Annotated in this window: 2 protein-coding genes and 1 pseudogene; 2 read left to right on the top strand and 1 reads right to left on the bottom strand. The window is 64.4% G+C overall.

All coding sequences use genetic code 11. The annotated features are described in order from the left end of the window. A pseudogene (locus AC5JJ6_RS01855) lies at nucleotides 1-387 on the bottom strand (hypothetical protein); the annotation flags it as partial. A 251-nt stretch (nucleotides 388-638) separates the two neighbouring features. Between AC5JJ6_RS01855 and AC5JJ6_RS01850 the strand changes: the two are divergent. Beyond that, a complete protein-coding gene (locus AC5JJ6_RS01850) occupies nucleotides 639-3050 on the top strand; it encodes a penicillin acylase family protein (protein ID WP_496040410.1) in 2412 nt (803 codons plus the stop codon). A gap of 93 nt (nucleotides 3051-3143) precedes the next feature. Then, nucleotides 3144-3864 (top strand): amidohydrolase (locus AC5JJ6_RS01845; RefSeq protein ID WP_496040409.1); only part of this gene is annotated, 721 nt, incomplete at its 3' end.

The following is a 3864-nucleotide window of genomic DNA, read 5'->3' as shown; positions in this document are numbered from 1 at the left end:
AAGTTTGCCGCCGGTGCCGGAATCGAGCAGAACCACGTTGCTCCCGGTATGGACGACGGTCGGCGTGTAGCTGATCTTGAGCGTGTCGGCCGGGCGGAACGCATCGCGCGCTGCTGCCCGCACCTGATCGACCGGCGTGTTGAGGACGAACTTTTCGTCGAGCGGGCGAGTCCCGTACCCGTCGAACAAGGACGTCAGTTCGTATGAGCCGACGCGATAACGGAACACCCCCGGCAACGGCGCGTTCGCCTGCTTCGGTACGTCGGCGGCCTGGGCATGCGCCGGGCGGGATGCCAGCGGCAGGGCCACGGCCGCTGCCGTCACGGCGGCGGCGGAGCCCAGAAGGGCGCGGCGGTTCATCCCTGCAAGATTCACTGGATCGGTCATCGCATGATTCCTCCCTCTCTACCGATGGCGCCGGTTGTCCCGGCTCCCTGAATTCTTCCCGCCGTCCGCCACTGACGGCGGGCCATCCTTGAGTAATGCAAGGTTGCGCTCCGATGTTCCGGATCAAGGGCGAACAAGCCTGGAATGCCTGCCATGACCACGAAACCGGCCCCAACCATTTGTCCCTGGGGATTTCATCCGAATAGAGTGGAACGCAACCCTAAGTTCATGAAAAGAGGGAGGAAAGTTCCATGGGCATGTTCAGAAGCAGCACGCTCGCAGCCTGTTCGCTGGCGGCGATGCTCGCCGCTCCAGCCGCTGCCGAGACGGCCAAGTCCTACCGCGTCGCCGGCCTGTCCGCCCCGGCGGAGATCATCGTGGACCGCTGGGGCGTTCCTCACATATATGCATCAGAGACTTATGACGCGTTCTTCGTCCAGGGTTTCAATGCTGCGCGTGATCGTCTGTGGCAGATCGACCTGTGGCGCAAGAGGGGCCTGGGCGAGCTGTCGAAGGATTTCGGCCCCTCCTATCTGGAGCAGGACCGGATGGCCCGGCAGTTCCTCTACCGCGGCGACATGTACCGGGAGTGGCTGGCCTATGGCAGCGATGCGAAGAAGATCGCCCAGCGCTATACCGACGGCGTCAACGCCTTCATCACCCTGACACAGCAGGACCCGGCGCTCCTCCCGATGGAGTTCAAGCTGCTGGGGTATAAGCCTTCCTACTGGCTGCCCGAGGATGTCGTACGGATCCGCAGTCATGGATTGACCCGCAATCTCGACAGCGAGATCGAGCGCGCCGCCGTCGCGTGCGCCGCCGACCTCAAGACCGACCTGATGCGGAAGACCCTGGAGCCGGACTGGCAGACCCGCATCCCGGAAGGCCTCGACCCGTGTGGAATTCCGCCGCAGGTATCGGCCAACTATTCGCTCGGCACCAGCAACGTCAAGTTCACCAAGGAAAAGCTCAGCGGTACCCAGCGGGCGGAGCTTGAACCGGTGCCGGAGATCGAGCCGACGGCGCTCGGCAGCAACAACTGGGCGATAGCGCCGGACAAGACCACGACCGGCAGGGCTATCCTTGCCAATGATCCGCACCGTGCCCACGGCGCGCCGTCGCTTCGCTATATCGCCCACATCACGGCACCCGGCTTCAGCGTGATCGGCGCCGGCGAGCCCTCGCTTCCCGGCATCTCGATCGGCCATAACGGCAAGATCGCCTTCGGCCTTACGATCTTCTCGATCGATCAAGAAGACCTGTACGTCTACGACCTGAACCCCGCCGACCGCACCCAGTACAACTACCAGGGACGCTGGGAAGCGATGACGATGGTGAACGAAACGGTGCCGGTGAAGGGCCAGGGCGATAAGCCGGTCAGTCTCGGCTACACCCGCCACGGCCCCGTCCTCTATGTCGACGAGGCGAGGAACAAGGCCTATGCGGTCCGCGCCGCATGGCTGGAACCGGGCATGGCGCCCTATTTCGGCAGCACCGACTATATGCGCGCCGGCAACTGGGACGAGTTTTTGGCCGCCATGAACCGCTGGGGCTCGCCGTCGGAAAACCAGGTCTATGCCGACACCCAGGGCAATATCGGCTGGAAGCCGGGCGGCCTGACGCCGATCCGTCCCAACTGGGACGGACTGATGCCGGTGCCCGGCGATGGGCGCTACGAGTGGCTGGGCTACCGCGACATGGACGAGTTGCCGGTCGAGTACAATCCGGACCGCAAATGGGTCGGCAGCGCCAACCAGATGAACCTGCCGCCGGGTTACCCGAACGCCGAGAAGAAGATCGGCTTCGAGTGGACCGACCCGTCCCGCTTCAACCGGATCAAGGAAGTGCTCGGTGCCGACCGCAAGTTCGGACTGGAGGACTCGATGGCGCTACAGGCCGACATGACGTCGATCCAGGCCCGCCGCGTCACGGCGCTGCTGAAAGGCATCCAGAGCGAAGATCCGACATTAGAGCCTGCCCTCAACCTGCTGACTTCATGGAACAATGTTCTGACAGCAGACAGCGCCGCCGGAGCCCTGTACGAAGTCTGGTTCATGAAGCATCTGCGTCCCGCCGTCGTCCGCGCGACCGTGCCAAAGAAGGCGGTCGACCTGATCGACCAGGGCGGCGTGCAGAGCGGCGAACCGGCCGCGATCATCGCGGCGCTGGAAGCCCCGGACCAGCGCTTCGGCAGCGATCCCGCCGCCGCTCGCAACGAGCTGCTGCTGGGGACCCTCAAACAGGCGATAGCAGAGCTTCAGAAGAAGCTGGGCACCGACATGTCCACCTGGAAGTGGGCCAGCCTGCACCACGGATATTTCGAGCACCCGCTGGCTGCTGTCGTCGGGCCGGAAGAGAAGAAGCTGCTTGATGTCGGACCGTTCCCGAAGGGCGGCAGCGGCTTCACGCCCAACGCCACCACCTACCGCACCAGCGATTTCCGGATCACCGCCGGCGGCTCGTTCAAGATGGTGGTCGACGTCGGCAACTGGGATGCCTCGCGCGCGGTCAATACGCCCGGCCAGTCGGGTAACCCGAACAGTCCGCACTACCGCGATCTGGCGCCGCTCTGGCAGCAGGAACAGTATTTCCCGCTGCTCTATAGCCGCAAGGCGGTCGAGGACGCGGCGGAGGAACGGATCACGCTGACCCCGGCGAACTGAGAACCCCGCCAGCCGGCAGCACTTTCCGCGTCGCTATCCATTAACCAGTCACCATCCTTCAACCACCATCCTGTTGAACGACCGAGGTATCCAATGAAGATCGACGACCGCATTACGGCGATGCATGGCGAACTGACCGGTTGGCGCAGGGACCTTCATGCTCACCCGGAATTGGGCTTCGAAGAGCACCGGACCAGCGATTTCGTCGCCCGCAAGCTCGAAGAGTTCGGTCTGGAAGTCCATCGCGGCATCGCGAAGACGGGAGTGGTCGGCGTGCTTCGCGCCGGCCACGGCGGCAATCAGGCGATCGGCCTGCGAGCCGACATGGACGCATTGCCGATCAACGAAGCCAACGACCTTCCGTACAGATCGACCGTGCCGGGCAAGATGCACGCCTGCGGCCACGACGGCCATACCACCATGCTTCTCGGCGCCGCGCGCTATCTGGCGGAAACCAAACGGTTCGACGGCACCGCCTACTTCATCTTCCAGCCCGCCGAAGAAACCGCCGGCGGCGGCCGGGTCATGGTGGAGGAGGGGCTGCTGGAGCGGTTCCCGATGTCGGCCATCTACGGGATGCACAACTGGCCGGGTCTGGCGGTCGGCAGCATCGGTGCCGTGATCGGCCCCGTCATGGCTTCCATGGACACCTTCGAGATTGCGGTGACCGGCCTCGGCTCTCACGCGGCGATGCCGCATCTCGGGCGGGACCCGATCGTCGCGGGCGCCAACCTCGTTTCGACGCTTCAGACCATCGCCAGCCGCAGCATCGCGCCGACCGACGCGGTCGTCGTCAGCGTCACCCAGTTCCACG

It is taken from the genome of Skermanella sp. (assembly GCF_059503625.1).
This window is presented reverse-complemented; position numbering and strand designations above follow the sequence as displayed.

Excerpts from the sequence above, each read along its gene's own strand:
- AC5JJ6_RS01850 (WP_496040410.1), top strand. The coding sequence starts at position 639 with ATGGGCATGTTCAGAAGCAGCACGCTCGCAGCCTGTTCGCTGGCGGCG.